17 protein-coding genes are annotated in these 16078 nt (G+C 67.4%); 12 read left to right on the top strand and 5 right to left on the bottom strand.

Going from position 1 to position 16078, the window contains the following annotated elements; translation table 11 throughout:
• Positions 1-76 precede the first annotated feature (76 nt).
• Positions 77-493, bottom strand: coding sequence for a VOC family protein (locus SNAS_RS09665; RefSeq protein ID WP_013017223.1), 417 nt, complete (start codon positions 491-493; stop codon positions 77-79).
• Positions 494-585: 92 nt separating this feature from the next.
• Here SNAS_RS09665 and SNAS_RS09660 point away from each other — a divergent pair, with 92 nt between their 5' ends.
• The 4 genes from SNAS_RS09660 (at position 586) to SNAS_RS09645 (ending at position 4167) form a co-directional block, all read left to right on the top strand.
• Positions 586-1194, top strand: a complete 609-nt coding sequence (locus SNAS_RS09660) for a TetR/AcrR family transcriptional regulator (protein WP_013017222.1) — start codon at positions 586-588, stop codon at positions 1192-1194.
• Positions 1195-1276: 82 nt separating this feature from the next.
• A complete protein-coding gene (locus tag SNAS_RS09655) occupies positions 1277-1603 on the top strand; it encodes an ArsR/SmtB family transcription factor (protein ID WP_013017221.1) in 327 nt (108 codons plus the stop codon).
• The gene (locus tag SNAS_RS09650; protein WP_013017220.1) at positions 1604-1843 is read left to right on the top strand and encodes a hypothetical protein; all 240 of its coding nucleotides are present in this window, start codon (positions 1604-1606) and stop codon (positions 1841-1843) included.
• A gap of 134 nt (positions 1844-1977) precedes the next feature.
• Complete coding sequence (locus SNAS_RS09645) at positions 1978-4167, top strand: MMPL family transporter (protein WP_013017219.1); 2190 nt, start codon at positions 1978-1980, stop codon at positions 4165-4167.
• Between the two features lie 63 nt (positions 4168-4230).
• Here SNAS_RS09645 and SNAS_RS32610 read toward each other — a convergent pair whose 3' ends face one another.
• On the bottom strand, positions 4231-4650 hold the full coding sequence (locus tag SNAS_RS32610) for a DUF4267 domain-containing protein (RefSeq protein ID WP_013017218.1): 420 nt from the start codon (positions 4648-4650) through the stop codon (positions 4231-4233).
• A gap of 22 nt (positions 4651-4672) precedes the next feature.
• Between SNAS_RS32610 and SNAS_RS09635 the strand changes: the two genes are divergently transcribed.
• The gene (locus tag SNAS_RS09635; protein ID WP_013017217.1) at positions 4673-5131 is read left to right on the top strand and encodes a MarR family winged helix-turn-helix transcriptional regulator; all 459 of its coding nucleotides are present in this window, start codon (positions 4673-4675) and stop codon (positions 5129-5131) included.
• 5 nt (positions 5132-5136) lie between these two features.
• Here the strand turns inward: SNAS_RS09635 and SNAS_RS09630 are convergent, their stop codons facing one another.
• Both SNAS_RS09630 and SNAS_RS09625 read right to left on the bottom strand, forming a co-directional pair.
• A complete protein-coding gene (locus SNAS_RS09630; protein WP_013017216.1) occupies positions 5137-5475 on the bottom strand; it encodes a nuclear transport factor 2 family protein in 339 nt (112 codons plus the stop codon).
• Between the two features lie 25 nt (positions 5476-5500).
• Positions 5501-7075 (bottom strand): MFS transporter, encoded by a 1575-nt coding sequence (locus SNAS_RS09625; RefSeq protein ID WP_013017215.1) that lies wholly within the window; start codon positions 7073-7075, stop codon positions 5501-5503.
• Between the two features lie 139 nt (positions 7076-7214).
• Between SNAS_RS09625 and SNAS_RS09620 the strand changes: the two genes are divergently transcribed.
• Positions 7215-7874 carry a winged helix-turn-helix transcriptional regulator gene (locus tag SNAS_RS09620; RefSeq protein ID WP_013017214.1) on the top strand — a complete coding sequence of 220 codons (660 nt, stop codon included), beginning with the start codon at positions 7215-7217 and terminating at the stop codon, positions 7872-7874.
• Here SNAS_RS09620 and SNAS_RS09615 read toward each other — a convergent pair.
• Complete coding sequence (locus SNAS_RS09615; protein ID WP_013017213.1) at positions 7861-8349, bottom strand: NUDIX hydrolase; 489 nt, start codon at positions 8347-8349, stop codon at positions 7861-7863. The two genes, SNAS_RS09620 and SNAS_RS09615, sit on opposite strands and share 14 nt — an antisense overlap.
• Before the next feature lie 180 nt (positions 8350-8529).
• Between SNAS_RS09615 and SNAS_RS09610 the strand changes: the two genes are divergently transcribed.
• The 6 genes from SNAS_RS09610 (at position 8530) to SNAS_RS09580 (ending at position 16071) form a co-directional block, all read left to right on the top strand.
• Positions 8530-9651, top strand: coding sequence for an alpha/beta hydrolase family protein (locus tag SNAS_RS09610; protein ID WP_013017212.1), 1122 nt, complete (start codon positions 8530-8532; stop codon positions 9649-9651).
• A 129-nt stretch (positions 9652-9780) separates the two neighbouring features.
• Positions 9781-10863: a hypothetical protein gene (locus SNAS_RS09600; RefSeq protein WP_013017211.1), complete on the top strand. Its 1083-nt coding sequence runs from the start codon at positions 9781-9783 to the stop codon at positions 10861-10863.
• A 57-nt stretch (positions 10864-10920) separates the two neighbouring features.
• The gene (locus SNAS_RS09595; protein ID WP_013017210.1) at positions 10921-11727 is read left to right on the top strand and encodes a class I SAM-dependent methyltransferase; all 807 of its coding nucleotides are present in this window, start codon (positions 10921-10923) and stop codon (positions 11725-11727) included.
• Between the two features lie 43 nt (positions 11728-11770).
• Positions 11771-14047: a molybdopterin-dependent oxidoreductase gene (locus tag SNAS_RS09590; RefSeq protein WP_013017209.1), complete on the top strand. Its 2277-nt coding sequence runs from the start codon at positions 11771-11773 to the stop codon at positions 14045-14047.
• 159 nt (positions 14048-14206) lie between these two features.
• Positions 14207-15274: a glycoside hydrolase family 5 protein gene (locus SNAS_RS09585; protein ID WP_083787067.1), complete on the top strand. Its 1068-nt coding sequence runs from the start codon at positions 14207-14209 to the stop codon at positions 15272-15274.
• Positions 15271-16071, top strand: a complete 801-nt coding sequence (locus SNAS_RS09580; RefSeq protein ID WP_013017207.1) for a hypothetical protein — start codon at positions 15271-15273, stop codon at positions 16069-16071. The genes SNAS_RS09585 and SNAS_RS09580 overlap by 4 nt, the downstream gene beginning before the upstream one ends.
• The last annotated feature ends 7 nt before the right edge of the window (positions 16072-16078 follow it).

Genomic DNA, 16078 nt, shown 5'->3' with positions numbered 1-16078 from the left:
GCCGCGCGGACGCGTTCGCGCGCGACGATTTTCGGCCCGCCCCGTTCGTCGGGGCGGGCCGGTTCGGCGTTTCGGGTCACCCGGAGACGTACTGCTCGGCGTACTCCCCGACCGGTTCGATGTTGGTGATGACGTCGATGAGCACCCCGTTGGGGTCGGCGACGATGAAGTGCCGCTGTCCGAAGTCCTCACTGCGGATGTCCAGTTCGGGCTTCAGTCCGGCTGTGGTCACCAGCCGGTCGTACTCGGCGTCGACGTCGTCGACCTCGAAGTTCAGCAACAGCCCGGCCACCGGACGCCGGTAGGCGGCCGGGACGGTCTCGTGGCTCGGATCCAGCAGCGCCAGCTCGTAGGAGCGATCCCCGGGCCGGTTGAGGCTGACGTACCAGTCGGCCTGGAAGGTGATCTCGAATCCGAAGTGCTGGGTGTAGAACGCGGTCGACTCGGCGATGCGCTCGGTGCCGATCACGGGGTAAAAGCTGTTCAGGCGCATGATCCGCTCCTCATAGATTTGACATACCGTCGGTATGTCAAGGTTCAACATACCGACGGTATGTCAAATCGGCAAGGGTAGAGTGAGCCACTGTGGCCAAACCGACAGCCCCCGGCAAAGCCGAAGCCGCCGCCCAGACCCGCGACCGACTGGTGAGCCGGGCGCGATCCCTGTTCGCGCGCCGGGGTTACGCCGACGTGGGACTGACCGAGATCGTCGCGCATGCCGGGGTCACCAAGGGCGCGCTCTACCACCACTTCGACAGCAAGGCCGACCTGTTCCGGGCCGTCATCGCGCAGGTGCACGACGAGGTGGGCGAGCGAGTGGCGGCCGCGGCGGAGGCGAGTGAGGACCCGTGGGAGCAGCTGCTGCACGGCTGCGACGCCTTCCTGCGCGCCAGCGTCGACCCGGTGACGCAGCGGATCCTGCTCATCGACGGACCCGCCGTGCTGGGCTGGCGGGAGTGGAAGGCCCTGGACGCCTCGGCCTCCGAGCGTCACCTCACCGAGATGATCGAGGAGCTCATCGAAGAGGAAGTCCTGCCCACGCAACCGGTGAAACCGTTGGTGCACTTGCTGTCCGGGGCGATGAACGAGGCGGCGTTGTGGCTGGCGCACGCGTCCGGTCCGGACGACATCGCCGCGACCATGCGCGCCCTGACCGCCATGCTGGACGGGCTGCGAAGGCCGGGGGCCAAATAGGGGGTTTTCCCCCATGACGACGACTCGGGCCACCTGTAAGTTTTGACTGACAGGTGAAACCACGACCCTTGGGGAGGTGTGATTGACCAGCGCGGAACTGCTGGCCACGCTCGCCGCCATCGGTCACACCCAGCGGCTGCGGATCATCGCCGAACTGGCCGGGGGCCGGGTTCACGTCAGTGAACTGGCCCGGCGGCTGGGTTTGTCGCGTCCGCTGCTGTACATGCACCTGGAGCGCCTGGAGAAAGCCGGGATCGTCTCCGGGGAACTGGAACTGTCCGAGGACGGTAAGGCGATGAAGTTCTTCGAACTCACCGACTTCGAGCTGACCATCACAGTGGACACGATCCGCGCCGCGCTCGCCGCCGACCAAGGCGACGGGAATGACAATTCAGAAGTGGAGACATAGATGAGGGACGCCCTGATACCGATCGTGATCATCGCGATCTTCATCACCGGTCTCACAGTGTCGCTGACCTCGTACTTCAAGCTGTTGCGCACCCGCGCGAGTACTCCGGCGCTGGACGAGTACCGCAAGTTCGCCGAGAAGTCGCTCGAACAGCAGGCCGCGCTGCGCGCCGAGCTGAACAGCCTGACGCTGCGACTGTCGGAAGTGGAGCGGCTTTTGCGCAGCGTCGACGAAGGCTGACAGCGGCTTCGACAGCGGTTTTGACTTCGGTTTCGACCGAAGGTTAGTTCCCCATACCCACACAACTGTCCACACGCGTGCCCCGGCACCGCGTGGCGATACCCCCTGCCCATTTTGACAAGGATTGGAAACCCATGCACACCAACGCTTCTCCCCCACGGACGTTCACCGTCCGGATGGCGTCCTGGAGCGCCGTACACCCGTGGCGGGCGATACTCGTCTGGATCGGCTTCGTGGCCGTCGTCTTCGGCGTCGGCTCCGCGATGGGCACCCAGCAGACCGAGTTCTCCGACTTCTGGGTCGGCGAGGCCGGTGAGGCCGAGGCCATGGCCGAGGACGCCGACATCGCGGCCCCGGCTGTGGAAAAGGTCCTGATCACCGCCAAGGACGGGAAACTGGACCCCGAGCTCGCGGCCAAGGCCGCCGCCGACGTCGAAAAGCGTATGGACGCGTTGACCGAGGTGTCGGACATCGCCGGCCCGGAGACTTCCAAGGACGGCGAATCGGTACTGGTGTCGCTCACCATGTCGATGCCCGCCCATGAGGCGCCCGACCACATCGAGCCGCTGTTGGAGACCACCGAAGCCGTCCAGGCCGACCACCCCGACGTGAACGTGCGCCAGACTGGCGACGAGTCGGTGTCGCACCAACTCGACAACCAGCTGGGGTCGGACCTGGGACGCGCCGAGCTGTTCACCATGCCGATCACCCTGATCATCCTGTTCGCCGTGTTCGGGTCGCTGCTGCTGGCCGGAGTGCCGCTGCTGCTGGCGATTTCGTCCATCATGGCCTCGATGGGGATCTACGCGATCGCCTCGCACTTCTTCCCCGACGCGGGCGGCGCGGTCACCAGCGTCCTGGTCATGATGGGTATGGCCGTGGGCGTCGACTACTCGCTGTTCTACGTCAAGCGGGTCCGCGAGGAACGGGAACGCAACGGCAGCCTCAGTCAGGCCGCGGCGGTCGAACTGGCCGCCCGCACCTCCGGGCACGCCATCCTGGTGTCGGGTGTGGCGGTCGTGGTGTCCATGGCGGGTCTGTACCTGTCGGGCGACGTCATCTTCTACTCGATCGCCACGGCCTGCGTCATCGTGGTGGCCGTCGCGATGATCAGCTCGCTGACCGTACTTCCGGCGCTGCTGGCCAAGATGGGCAAGCGCGTCGACGGTCGCCGCCGCCGGGCCCGTAAACCCGCCCGGCTGTGGCCCGCGATGCTGCGCCCGGTGATGAACCACCCGGTGGCCAGTGTCCTCATCGGTGGGTTGGTGCTGGTCGCGCTGGCCGCGCCCGCGCTGGGCATCAAGCTGAGCGTCGAGGGCAAGGAGACCTTCCCCAAGTCGCTGCCGACCCTGGCCACCTACGACGAGATGACCGAGGCGTTCCCGGACAAGGGCGTGCTGCACAAGGTGGTGGCGCGCGTCGACGCCGAGCACACCGACGAACTGGCGGCTACGATGCGGCGACTGTGGGAGGAGACCTCCGACAACGAACTGTTCAGCCCCACCACCGAGCCGCGGCTCCTGGTCTCGAAGGACGAGCGCACCGCCGCCCTGGAACTGCCGGTCCCCTACCCCACCAGCGACGACCGGGCCGCGCGCTCGCTCGAACTGCTGCGCGGTGACCTGGTGCCGAAGGAGTTCGCCAAGATCGACGGCGCCGAGTTCGCGGTCTCGGGTGAACCCGCCTACGCCCACGACTACTCCGAACTTCAGGCGACGCACCTGTTCTGGGTGGTCGGGTTCGTCCTGGTGGCGACCTTCGTCATGATGCTCATCGCGTTCCGGTCCGTGGTGCTGGCCGCCGTCGGTCTGGGTCTCAACCTGCTGTCGGTGCTGGCGGCCTGGGGTTCGCTGGTGCTGGTGTTCCAGGGCGAGTGGGCCGAGGGACTGCTGGGCTTCGACTCGCCGGGTTTCATCGGGTCGCGCACCCCGCTGATGGTGTTCACGATCCTGTTCGGACTATCGCTGGACTACCAGATCTTCGTGATCAGCCGGATCCGGGAACACGCGCTGCGCGGCGAGTCCACCCGGCAGGCGGCCTACAACGGCATCCTGTCCTCGGCCGGGGTGGTGTCCAGCGCGGCGATCATCATGGTGTCGGTGTTCGCGGCCTTCATGCTGATCGACCGGATCGAGATGAAGCAGCTCGGCTTCACGCTGGCGCTGGGAGTGCTGCTGGACGCGGTGGTGGTGCGGATCCTCATCCTGCCCGCGCTGCTGAGTTTGCTGGACCGCAAGAGCTGGTGGCCGTCGGCGTTGTCGAAGCAGCCCGAACCGTCGGACCGCGCCAGTGGTGCGACGGACCCGGTCACCGTTCGCGCATAGCGTGACGGTCGTGGCCCGCGAGCTGTTTCGCGCGGGCCACGACCGTCTGTCGGCTTTCGACAGTCATGTCACACCGAGAGCGCGCCGCGATCCGCGCTCGGCCCTCAGATACCACGCCGACCACAGCGGCACGGCTGCGGCGATGACCGCCGTGATGGTCATGCCCGGGTTGGCCTGCGACACACCGATGACCACGTCGGCCAGCTGGACGACACCGGCGACCAGCAGCAGCGCGGGCAGGGCGCGGCGGTTTCGGCTCAACGCCAGGACCGCGACGGCCAGGCCCAGCGGGATCGCACGGGCGGCGTAGATCTGGACGTAGAAGGTGGTGCTGTCGGTGACGGTTCCGGCCACCGCCAGCGGCGGGTGGATGAGTGCGGCCACGGCGAAGGCCGCGGTTCCGGCGGCCAGGACGGCGTTGACGACGCGGATGGTTCGCGACCATTTTCGTTCAGAGTTAGAATCATTCAGAGCTTGAATCATTGTGAGAACGTAACATGTCGAGGTGGCGAAGTCAAAGTCAGTCGCGCTCAGCGACACCGCGACCTTTCAGCTGGGGACGCTCGGCGCGATCATCACCGAGCGATTCGCCGCCGAGATGACGAAACTCGATCTCAAGCCCAAACACGTCGGGGTGCTGAACGCGCTGAGCCTGTATCAGGCGACCTCGCAGCTAGAATTGGCGCGGCTCATGGGGGTGGCGCCGAGCCTGCTGGTGGCGCTGGCCGATCACCTGGAGGAGCACGGCGCGATCGAACGCGTCCGCGACGCCGGGGACCGTCGCCGCCAGGTGCTGGCCCTGACCGAGTCCGGCCGGGCGCTGCTGGACCGGTGCGCCGAGGTCGCCGCCGGGCTCGAGACCGAGTTGTTGTCCACTTTGACAGCACAAGACCGCGACGCGTTGCGTCGCGGTCTGCGTGCCATGGCGACCGGGTTCGGTTTGCGGGGGCCCGAACCGGCCTGAGCGGGTCAGGCGGGGAACTTGCCTCCGAAGTAGACCTCCACCGCTCGTATCCTGCCGTCGCGGACGGTGAAGTGTTCGGTGTTGCGGTACCGTTCGCCGTCGGTGAGTTCGTATTCGTAGCGGGCGAACACGCCGTCGGTGCTCGCCTCGACGACGTCCAGCAGTGCCTGGGTGACGAAGCGGTGCGCGGTCGGGAAGCAGTGCTCCAGGTACGCGGCCTTGTCGATGTGGTCGTCGTTCGGGCTGGTGAACTCGAAGTCCTCGGCCAGCAGGGCCTCGGTGGCCTCCCGGTTCTGGGCGCGGTAGTTGTCGAACATGGCCCGGACGACGTCGGTGTTGGACATGGGATCCTCCCTGGTTCGTGTGAGGTTACGCGTTGACGAGTTCGGTTTCCCGGTCCTGCTGTTCGGCGGTCGGTTCCGGCGTGGTCTTGCGTTCCCGGAACATGACCAGGCCCAACGCCGCCAGGCCGACCATCACGATCGCGCCCACCGTGGCCACCACGCCCAGACCGGACGTGAACGCCTCGCGGGCAGTGTCCAGCAGTCCGGCGCCCAGCTGGCCGGGCAGATCCTTGGCGGCCTCTGCGGCGCCGGGCAGGCTCTCGCGGGCGGCGGCAGCAGCGGCGTCCGGGGTGCCCTCGGGGATGTCGATACCGCCCCGGTAGACGGCGGTGGCGAGGCTGCCGAAGACCGCCACGCCCATGGCGATGCCGAACTCGGCGCTGGTCTCCGACATGGACGACGCCGAACCGGCCTTCTCCGGCGGGACCGAGCCGATCACGATGTCGGTGCAGACCATGCCCAGCGGCGCCATGCCCATCGCGGTGACGGTCATACCGGCGACCAGCATCAGCGGACCGGAGTCCGCCTCGACCTGGGCCAGGATGAAGATGCCCACCGCCGCCAGCGCGAAACCGGTGGCGATCAGGTGGTCGCGGCGCATGGCGCGGGCGATGGCCGGGGTGATCTGGGTGATGGTGATCATGAAGACCGACGGCGGCACCATCCACAGTCCTGCCTCCAGTGGGGACAGTCCGGCGACCATCTGGAGGTACTGGTTGAACAGGAACATGACGCCGCCCATGATGCCGGCGCCCAGGCTCATCGAGGTCAGGGCCGCGGTGAAGGTCCGGTTGCCGAACAGCCGCAGGTCGAGCAGCGGGTCCTTCAGGCGGCGCTGCCGACGGACGAACACCGCGCCGAACGCCAGCCCGACGGCGATCGCGGCCACATGCGACACCTGCACGCCGGTCTTGGCGATCTCCTTGAGCCCGTAGATGAACGGCAGGATCGCCAGCAGCGACAGCGCGACACTGATCAGGTCGACGCGTCCGGCCGAGCCGTCCTTGTACTCCGGCAGCAGGAACGGACCGGCCACCAGCAGCACCACCATGACCGGCACTCCGATGAGGAACACCGAGCCCCACCAGAAGTTCTCCAGCAGGAAGCCGCCGATGACGGGGCCGACGGCCATGCCGCCCATGAAGCAGCTCATCCAGGTCGCGATGGCGAAGGAACGCTGTTTCGCGTCCTTGAACATGTTGCCGATCAACGCCAGCAGCGACGGCATCTGGGTCGCCCCGGCCACTCCCAACAGCACCCGGGCGGCGATCAGCATCTCCGGCGAGGTCGCGTAGGCGGCCGCCAGTGAGGCGACACCGAAGGCGGCGGCGCCGATCAGCAGCAGCTTGCGTCGGCCGATGCGATCGCCCAGTGTCCCCATGGTGACGAGGAAACCGGCGATCATGAAGCCGTAACTGTCCAAGATCCACAGTGTCTGGGTACTGGACGGACGCAGGTCGGCGCTCAGTTGCGGCAGGGCGAGGTACAGCACGCTCAGGTCCAATGACAGCAACAGGGTCGGCAGTGCCAGGACGGCCAGGCCGATCCACTCCCGGCTGGTGGCCTTCGGTGGGGGTAGGGTCTCGCCGGTGGTGTTCATGTCTGGTTCTCCTCAGGGTGGTCGCGGTACACTAGCTATTACTGTTAAAAGATCAGTGGGTCCTAAAAACTAATCTTTACTATGCCGACAAGGATGCGGCCCGGGTACGACAAAATCCCCCGACGGAAGGTCTTCGAACATGGCCACCATGCGCAGTTACCAAGACGGTTGTGCCGCCGCGCACGCGCTCGACATCGTCGGCGAGCGCTGGGCCCTGCTGGTCGTTCGCGAACTCGTCCTGGGCCCCAAGCGATTCACCGACCTTCGCACCGGCCTTCCCAAGGCCAGTCCGAACGTGTTGTCACAACGGCTGCGTGAGCTCGAACACAGCGGCGTGGTGCGCAAGCGCAAGCTGCCGCCCCCGGCCGCCTCGCAGGTCTACGAACTGACCGAGTGGGGCGCCGAGTTGGAGCCGATCCTGTCGGCCCTGGGCCGCTGGGGCGTGCGCTCCCCCACGATGCCGTTCACCACCGAGATCGGGACCGACTCGCTGATCATCGCGCTGCGCACCATGTTCGTGCCCGACAAGGCGACCACCGCCGCGATCCAGCTGTGGTTCGGGCACGACCACTTCCGGGCCCTCATCGAATCCGGGAGCTTCGAGATCGAACGCGGCGAGTTCGACGAGGCCGACGCCACCGTCGAGACCGACGCCGAAACCCTCAAACACGTGGCACTGGGCAAGAGCCCGGTGGATTCGGCCATTGACGATGGAAAGATGACGATCTACGGCGACCGGGGCGCGGTGGAACGGTTCTTCGCGCGGTTCCAGCTGCCGGTCGCGATCAAGGCCGCCTGACCTCGTCGAGGAAATAGGCCCGCTGTTCGTCACCGAGGGCTTCGGCCAGTTGCCGAGTCTGTCGGGGGCCCAGTGGCTGCGGCAGCAAGTCGGGGGCGAACCAGCCGACGTCGATCGACTCGTCGTCGTTGACGCGGGCATCGCCGCCGACCGCCCGGCACACGAAGGCGACGTCAAGCCACTGCACCTTGTCCCCGTTGGCGCACACGGCTTCCGGGGTGGCCTGGACTCCGATGAGCCGTTCGGCGACGGCCTCGACGCCGGTCTCCTCCAGTACCTCGCGCACCGCGCCGACGGCGGGCTGCTCGCCCGGCTCCAGGCACCCGGTCACCAGGGTCCAGTTGTGATTGTCGGCGCGGCGCACCAGCAGCACCCGTCCGGCGTCGTCGAGCACCACCGCGGTGACGCTGGGTAGCCACAGTAGATCGTGACCGATCTTCTCGCGCAGTTCGAGGATGAAGTCCGGAGTCGGCATCCGGCCACCATAGACGACGACGTCCAGTTCGGGCCCGAAGCTGTCAGGGGCGCGGCCCTGACAAAAGTAGGGGTCAGGGGCCACCAAAGTTCATTGTCGCGGCTTCGGCCGCCGCACAGGATGTGGAGTGTCCATTCGCCGGAGGACGTCCGGCGTTCGCACTCACACGAGAGAATCCATATGAGACGCAAGTGGTTGCTCGCCGCCGCCGTGACCGCGGTGGCGGTGTCCGGGGCCGCCGTCGCGGTCACCGGGCACGCCCAGGAGAACGACGCCGAGGGGCTGGCGCTGATCGAACCCACCGGGGATCACGCCGTCGGGACCACGATGGTGCAGCTGGAGGACTCCACACGGGACGACATCTGGGCCCCGGAGGAGAAGCGGCGGCTCATGGTGTCGCTGTACTACCCGGCCAAACCCGGCGGTGACGGCGAAACGGCGCCGTACCTGACCTACGAGGAGTCGAAACAGTTCCTGGAGAAACCGGCTCCCGACGCACCGCCCGACGCGCTGGCCAAGGTCCGCACCCACGCCCTGGTCGACGCCAAACCCGACACAAAGGACGACGACCGGCCGCTGGTCATGCTGTCGCCCGGATTCGGGTTCCCCCGCGCCACCCTCACCGGCCTGGCCGAGGAGCTGGCCAGCCACGGCACCATCGTCGCGCTCGTCGGCCACAACTACGAGGCACCCACCACCTTGCTCGACGGCACCACCACCCCGTGCCTGGCCTGTAGCGGCGGCAACGACGGCGAGAAGGTCGCCGACAACCGGGCGAAGGACCTGTCGTTCGTCCTGGACACCTTGACCGGGAAGAAATCCCCGTGGAAGGGATCGAAACTGATCGACACCGACGCGGTCGCGGTCGGCGGCCACTCCATGGGCGGCGCCAGCGCCCACACGGCGATGGTCGGCGACCGGCGCTTCGACGCCGGGTTCAATCTGGACGGTACCTTCCACCCCGAGAAGGGCAGGAAGCTCAACCGGCCGTTCATGATGGTGGGCGCGCAGAAGCACGGCCAGCCCGGCGCCGACAAGAGCTGGACCGACAGGTGGGGCAAACTGACCGGCTGGAAACGCTGGCTGTCGGTCAAACAGACCGGCCACAGTTCGATGACCGACGTCGGATACCTGGGGCCCAAGATCGGTGTGCCGCAACAGGAGCTGGACGGTGAGCGCTGCACCGAGATCGCGCGGGAGTACGTGTCGGCGTTCGTCGACACACAGCTGCGCGACGAGGACGACCCGATTTTGGACGGTCCGAGCCAGGAATTCCCCGAGGTTTCGTTCCACAGCCCGTAATTCCCATGTTAATCCCATATTTCGTATGTATTCACGTCCCAGCGTGTTGATATGTGACTGAATACCGAATAGCTTCTGGGGCTGTGACCAGTGCGGCGGTCACAGCCCCAGACGCGAAGGCGAGGCCCCATGTTCACGATCCGCAAACGTCACGTCCTGTTGAGCGCCGTCGCGGCCGGTGCCGTCTCGGCGCTGACCGCCTCGACGGCGTTCGCCGCCGTCGAGTGGACCGTGACCGAGTCGCCGGACATCGGCACCGGGTACTCCTTCGACGCCATGGACGTCCTGACCGATGAGGACGCCTGGGCGGTCGGCACCGCCGCGACCAACAGCGGCACCGGAACCGTCGCCGCCCACTGGGACGGTTCGGCATGGACGCACACCAAGACGCCCGAGGGCTGGGACCTGCTGGACGTCTCGGCCGCCGCCAACGCGGACGTGTGGGCGGTCGGCCGGGGCGCGGACGGCAGCGTCGCGGCGCACTGGGACGGCAGGGCCTGGCAGGACATGGAGAGCCCGAAACCGGAGCTGCCCGACGGACAGGTCCCCGGGCTGTACACCGTCGACATGATCGCCTCCGGCGAGGCCTGGGCGGGCGGCTGCGGCGACGGTGACAGCGGATCCACCGCGTTCGCGCAGCAGTGGGACGGTGACAAGTGGACGGTCATGGAACTGCCGGTCCCCGACGGCGCTGACAACTCGTGCGTGTTCTCCATCGACTTCGTCGCCGAGGACAACGTCAGGGTCTACGGCACCACCTGGGACAAGAAGGCGTGGATCCTGCACTGGAACGGTCACGAGTGGACGACCGAGAAGACCCCGGACGACACCGAGTCGGTGACGCTCACCGACTCGTACCTCAACCGGACCGGCGAGCTGTGCGCCTCGGGCTACACCCTGAACGAGAACCTGAAGCCCAGCCCGTACCTGCTGTGCCGCGACGGCGAGACCTGGACCGAGGTCAAGACCCCGGACATGGACGCGTTCATCGGCGCCATCGGTTCCGACGGCGACGGCGGCGTGTACCTGGCCGGGCGGTCCTTCGACGACAAGCCGGTACTGCTGCACTACGACGGCGACGCCGTGACCGAGGAGACCGCGCCGACCAGCGAGGGCGGCGGATTGACGGCGGTGGCGTCCGCGCCCGGCTCGACCCGGACGTGGGTCGCCGGAACCGCCGGGGACAAGGGCTTGGCGGCCTACACCGGCTGAGCCCGTCGGAGTTAAATTCGCTTCCGGCCGACAGCGGCTTCGCATAGCCTCGGCCGCATGGACACCACGCCGGACTACCGGGTCGTCAACGCCGCCAACTGGGACGAGCGGGTACCGATCCACCTCGCCAGCGACTTCTACGACCTGGACGGGTTCAGGCAACGGCGCGACAGTCTCAACGACTACGAACGCGCCGAGATGGGCGACGTCGACGGCAAGTCGCTGGTGCACCTGCAGTGCCACTTCGGGCGCGACACCCTGTCGTGGGCGAAGTACGGCGCCACGGTCGCCGGGGTCGACTTCTCGGCGCTCGCGATCGAGGCCGCCCGTGAACTGGCCGCGGAACTGGGCATCGACGCCAGCTTCGTCACCGCCGACGTCTACGACGCCGCCGAGGCGCTTGGCGGGCGAACCTTCGACATCGTCTACACCGGGATCGGAGCGCTGTGTTGGCTGCCCGACCTGACCCGGTGGGCCGAGACGGTGGCGCGGCTGCTGGTTCCGGGCGGTTTCCTGTACCTGACCGAGTTCCATCCGGTGGTGGACGCGCTGGACGGCAAGACCGGAACCCACGTCGACAAGGACTACTTCGACACCGAGCCGTCGGTGTACGACGAGACACCCACCTATACCGACGGGGGCGAGAACCTCGCCAACGGCACGACGGTCGAGTTCCATCACACGCTGGGCGACATCATCACCGCGCTGGCGGCGGCCGGGCTGCGGATCGAGTGGCTGCGCGAGCACGATTTCACGCTGTTCCAGCAGTTCGCGGGGCTGCGCCGTCGCGACGACGGCACCTTCGTCTACGAGGGCACGGGGCGTGCGCCACTGATGTTCTCGGTCAAGGCGACTCGCGCCTGAAGCGCGGTACCGTTGCCGCGTTGTCTGTCGTAAGGAGTCCGCTGTGAGAACACACCTGACGCACTGGGGTGCCTTCGAGGCCGAGACCGACGGTGAGCGCCTCACCTCGGTGAAGCCGTGGCACGGTGACGCCGAGCCCAGTGGCATCATCCACAATGTCGCCTCCGCGCAACATCATCCGGCCCGGATCAGCCAGCCGTACGTCCGCAAGGGCTGGCTGGAGAACGGGCCGGGGGCGCCGGGCCGGGGCGAGGACGAGTTCGTCCCCGTCGACTGGAACACCGCGCTGGACCTGCTGGCCGGTGAACTGCGCCGTGTCTACGGCGAGTACGGGGGCGAGGCGGTCTACGGCGGCTCCTACGGCTGGGGCAGCGCCGGACGGTTCCACCACGCGCAGTCGCAGGTGCACCGGTTCCTCAACACGCTCGGCGGCTACGTGCGCCGGGTCAACAGCTACTCCTTCACCGTTTCCGAGGTTCTGCTGCCGCACGTCGTGTCCAGTCTGTACGAGGTACTGGGCGGCGCGACCGCTTGGGACGTCGTGGCCGAGCACAGCGAGCTGATCGTGGCCTTCGGCGGCATCTCGCCGAAGAACGCGCAGGTCAACTCGGGCGGCATCGCCAGGCACGAGCTGCGTCGGCCGCTGGCGGCGGCCAAGGCGCGCGGCTGCCGGGTGGTATCGGTGTCGCCGTTGCGCGACGACACCCCCGACGAGGCGGGCGCGGAATGGCTGGCGCCCCGGCCGGGCAGCGACGCCGCGATCATGCTGGCGCTGGCGCACGTGCTGGACGCGGAGGACTTGGCGGACAAGGGTTTCCTCGACCGGTTCACCGTCGGGTACGACAAGTTCATCTCCTATGTGCGCGGTGAGTCCGACGGGGTGGCCAAGACTCCCGAGTGGGCGGCCGAACTCAGCGAGATCCCCGCCGACGACATCCGCGCGCTCGCCCGGGACATGGCCGCCAAGCGCACCCTGCTCATGGTGTCGTGGTCGCTGCAACGCACCCAGTACGGCGAACAGCCGCTGTGGCTGGGCGTGGTGCTCTCGGCGATGCTGGGTCAGATCGGGCTGCCCGGCGGCGGCTTCGGCCACGGCTACGGGTCCACAGGAGACATCGGGAAGCCGTACGCGCAGACCTCGGCGCCCGCGCTGCCGCAGGGCAAGAACGAGGTCAAGACCTTCATCCCGGTGGCCCGGATCTCCGACATGCTGCTCAACCCGGGCGGCGAGTTCGAGTACGACGGCGGCCGGTACACCTACCCCGACATCAAGCTCGTGTACTGGTGCGGCGGCAACCCGTTCCACCACCACCAGGACCTGGCCCGGCTGCACGAGGCGTTCAAGCGGCCCGACACCGTCGTCGTCCACGATCCCTTCTGGACGTCGTCGGCGCGGCACGCCGACTTCGTGATGCCGTCCACGATGACCATCGAACGCGACGACTACGGCGCCGGTTCCGGCGACTCGGTGTTCATGCCGATGAAGGCGCTCACCAAACCGCACGGCCAGACCCGCGACGACTACGACATCTTCGCCGCGCTGGCGCACCGGCTGGGCCGGGGCGAGGCGTTCACCGAGGGCCGCACCGCGAACGAGTGGCTGCGGCACCTGTACGACAACTGGCGGGAACGCTTGCAGCGCATGGGAACCACGATGCCGTCCTTCGAGGAGTTCTGGGAGTCCGAGCACGTGGAGATCCCGATTCCCGACCCGGGACAGGTGCTGTACTCCAAGTTCCGGGCCGATCCGGAGGCCAACCCGCTGCGCACCCCCAGCGGAAAGATCGAGATCTTCTCGGAGAAGATCGACAGCTTCGGCTACGAGGAGTGCCCGGGGCATCCGGTGTGGATGGAGCCCGCGGAGTGGCTGGCGGGCCCACGGGCGCAGCACTTCCCGCTGCACCTGATCGCCAACCAGCCCAAGACCCGGCTGCACAGCCAGCTGGACGTCGGCGCCCACAGTCAGGCGTCCAAGGTCGACGGTCGCGAGCCGCTGCGCATCCACCCCGACGACGCCGCCGCGCGCGGCCTCGCCGACGGCGAGCTGGCGCGGGTGTTCAACGACCGGGGTTCCTGCCTGGTCGGGGTGCGCGTCAGCGACAACGTCCGGCCCGGCGTGGTGCAGCTGTCCACCGGCGCCTGGTACGACCCGGATCCGACCGACGCGAGCTTCTGCCGCCACGGCAACGTCAACGTGCTGACCCCCGACGAGCCGTCCTCGCGGCTGTCGCAGGGCTGCATCGGGCAGCACGCGCTGGTGGAGATCGAGCCGGTCACCGGTGAGGTGCCGGAGGTGACGGTGACGCGGGCGCCGGCCTAGCGTCGTTTCGCAGCAAGCTTCGGCGTCGCCGCATTCGTTGCGGCGGCGCCGAAATCGCGAACCTTAAATTCGTCGCGCGTTCGTTGACTTCTCTCGTCAGGTCTCGCTATCGTGCAATTGGTAAGTCAGTCTTACTAACCATCACGTCGACATTCCCCCATGTCGCATCGAGAGGAGACCGTCGTGGAGAAACGATGGTGGAAACGCAAGGGCGTCTGGGTCGCCGCGGCGGTGGCGGCGACACTCGCCGTCCCGGCGGGCTTCGTCAACGCCCAGGACTCGGCATCCCCGGTACCGGCCGAGTCGTCCGTCGCCCGCAATGGACAGCTGGAGGTCTGCGGAACCCAGCTGTGCAACGAATCCCGGGAACCCGTGCAGTTGCGCGGCATGAGCACCCACGGTCTACAGTGGTACGAGCAGTGCGTCAACGACGCGTCCATGGACGCCCTGGCCGGGGACTGGAACGCCGACGTCATCCGCGCCTCCATGTACATCGCCAAGGAGGAGGACGGTTACGAGACCGACCCCGAGCGGTTCACGGCGCTGATGAACAAGATCATCGACGAGGCCACCGAGCGCGGCCTGTACGTCATCGTCGACTGGCACATGCTCGACCCCGGCGACCCCAACCGCTACACCGACATCGCCAAGGACTTCTTCGCCAAGATGGCCGAGAAGCACGCCGACAAGACCAACGTGATCTACGAACTCGCCAACGAGCCCAACGGCGTGAGCTGGTCCGACATCAAGGGCTACCACGAGCAGGTGCTGCCGGTGATCCGCGAGAAGGACCCCGACAGCCTGGTGCTGCTGGGAACCCGGGCCTGGTCCTCGCTGGGCGTCTCCGAGGGCGCCGACGAGTCCGAGATCGTCGACGATCCGGTCGACGGCGAGAACATCATGTACACCTTCCACTTCTACGCGGCCAGTCACGGCGACGAGTACCTCGACACCCTGGACCGGGCCTCCGACAAACTGCCCATGTTCGTCACCGAGTTCGGCACCCAGGAGGCCACCGGCGACGGCGGCAACGACTTCGACATGTCGCAGCGGTACCTGGATCTGATGGCGCAGAAGAAGATCAGCTGGACCAACTGGAACTTCTCCGACGACCAGCGCTCCGGCGCCGTCTTCGAACAGGGCACCTGCCCCGACGGCCCCTTCGACGCGTCCAACCTGAAACCGGCCGGTGAGTGGATCCACGGCCAGCTGGCGGGTGGCCAGTGAGCGCCTCGATCTCGCGCCGGAGTCTGCTGGCGGCCACCGGGGTGACCGTGGCGGCGGCCGGACTGGCCTACACCACGGCGGAAGCGTCCACGGTGGGCAAAGCGGAGTGGCAGGAGCGCTGGGCCCCCGATCCCGGCTCCGACGGCCTGGACGCCTTCGAGGGCGTCGAGGACGACCGCGCCGACTCGCATCCCGACGGGCAGCCACACATCTATGTGGAGGACGACGCCTACCGGTTCAACATGCACATGGAGGACGTCGACAGCCACACCGACCGGCAGCGGCAGGAGGTCAAGGGGATGCGCACGCCCGCGGGCGGCGACTTCCTGGTGATCGAGCCGGGCTCGACCTGGCGGCTCAACTATCAGGTGTTCATCCCCGAGACCCTGCTGGCCACCAAGACCTTCACGCACATCACGCAGCTGTACAGCCCGAAGATCGGCCCGGCCATGATGATCTCGCTGCGGCGGGTCGACGGCGTCGAGACGATGGAACTGAAGGACCACCCGCAGGACATCCTGGTCGAACGCACCGAGCTGGCGCCGCTGAAGGAGCGCTGGATCGACATCGAGCTGGAGATCCTGGCCGGGGACGCCCCCGACGGCGCGGTGCGCTGGGTGGTCAAGGATGGTTCGCAGACGATCGTCGACGTCAGCAAGGACGGACTGGGAACCAGTCTCGAAGGGGTCCGGATCCGTCCCAAGTGGGGCATCTACCGTTCCCTCGAGGACGACACGGGTTCGCTGCGGGACTGTCATCTGCTGATGCGCGGAATGCGCGCCTACGAACAGGTTTGAGGAGATA

The organism is Stackebrandtia nassauensis DSM 44728 (assembly GCF_000024545.1).
Classification (GTDB): domain Bacteria; phylum Actinomycetota; class Actinomycetes; order Mycobacteriales; family Micromonosporaceae; genus Stackebrandtia; species Stackebrandtia nassauensis.
The sequence above is the reverse complement of the archived record's forward strand: the minus strand, read 5'-3'. Positions and strand labels throughout refer to the sequence as shown.

Excerpts from the sequence above, each read along its gene's own strand:
- SNAS_RS09665 (WP_013017223.1), bottom strand. The coding sequence starts at position 493 with ATGCGCCTGAACAGCTTTTACCCCGTGATCGGCACCGAGCGCATCGCC.
- SNAS_RS09650 (WP_013017220.1), top strand. The coding sequence starts at position 1,604 with ATGAGGGACGCCCTGATACCGATCGTGATCATCGCGATCTTCATCACC.
- SNAS_RS09645 (WP_013017219.1), top strand. The coding sequence starts at position 1,978 with ATGCACACCAACGCTTCTCCCCCACGGACGTTCACCGTCCGGATGGCG.
- SNAS_RS32610 (WP_013017218.1), bottom strand. The coding sequence starts at position 4,650 with ATGATTCAAGCTCTGAATGATTCTAACTCTGAACGAAAATGGTCGCGA.
- SNAS_RS09630 (WP_013017216.1), bottom strand. The coding sequence starts at position 5,475 with ATGTCCAACACCGACGTCGTCCGGGCCATGTTCGACAACTACCGCGCC.
- SNAS_RS09625 (WP_013017215.1), bottom strand. The coding sequence starts at position 7,075 with ATGAACACCACCGGCGAGACCCTACCCCCACCGAAGGCCACCAGCCGG.
- SNAS_RS09620 (WP_013017214.1), top strand. The coding sequence starts at position 7,215 with ATGGCCACCATGCGCAGTTACCAAGACGGTTGTGCCGCCGCGCACGCG.
- SNAS_RS09615 (WP_013017213.1), bottom strand. The coding sequence starts at position 8,349 with ATGCCGACTCCGGACTTCATCCTCGAACTGCGCGAGAAGATCGGTCAC.
- SNAS_RS09610 (WP_013017212.1), top strand. The coding sequence starts at position 8,530 with ATGAGACGCAAGTGGTTGCTCGCCGCCGCCGTGACCGCGGTGGCGGTG.
- SNAS_RS09600 (WP_013017211.1), top strand. The coding sequence starts at position 9,781 with ATGTTCACGATCCGCAAACGTCACGTCCTGTTGAGCGCCGTCGCGGCC.
- SNAS_RS09595 (WP_013017210.1), top strand. The coding sequence starts at position 10,921 with ATGGACACCACGCCGGACTACCGGGTCGTCAACGCCGCCAACTGGGAC.
- SNAS_RS09585 (WP_083787067.1), top strand. The coding sequence starts at position 14,207 with ATGTCGCATCGAGAGGAGACCGTCGTGGAGAAACGATGGTGGAAACGC.